1 protein-coding gene is annotated in these 367 nt (G+C 34.3%); it reads left to right on the plus strand.

The features are described from left to right. A partial coding sequence (locus COJ96_RS25510) for a JAB domain-containing protein (RefSeq protein WP_306460618.1) occupies positions 1-224 on the plus strand: 224 nt, incomplete at its 5' end. Positions 225-367: the final 143 nt, after the last annotated feature.

Raw genomic sequence — 367 nt, forward strand, 5'->3', positions numbered from 1 at the left:
CCGGGTTCTTACCCTACTTCAAAGAAGCTATCAGATTAAGTGCTGCTTCAATTATTGTGGCTCATAATCATCCAAGTGGTAACGCATTTCCGAGTAGAGAAGATATTGATGTTACAAAGAGATTGGTTGAGGTTGGCAAAACTGTAGGAATTGAGTTGTTAGACCATGGGATAATCGGTTCAAGTGGAATGTTTGTTTCATTAAAAGAAAAAGGATATGTTTGAGACAGTTGCTAGAACAACTGCCCCAAATAAACTTTAATAGTCTAAGAAGAGTATAACAAGAATAAAAACACTAACAATAAAGATAAACGAAAGTCCTGGCATATTTGTCAGGATTTTTTTACATGAGTTAATTTCATAATTGT

The sequence above is a fragment of the Bacillus sp. AFS073361 genome, assembly GCF_002567005.1.
Lineage (GTDB): Bacteria > Bacillota > Bacilli > Bacillales > Cytobacillaceae > Neobacillus.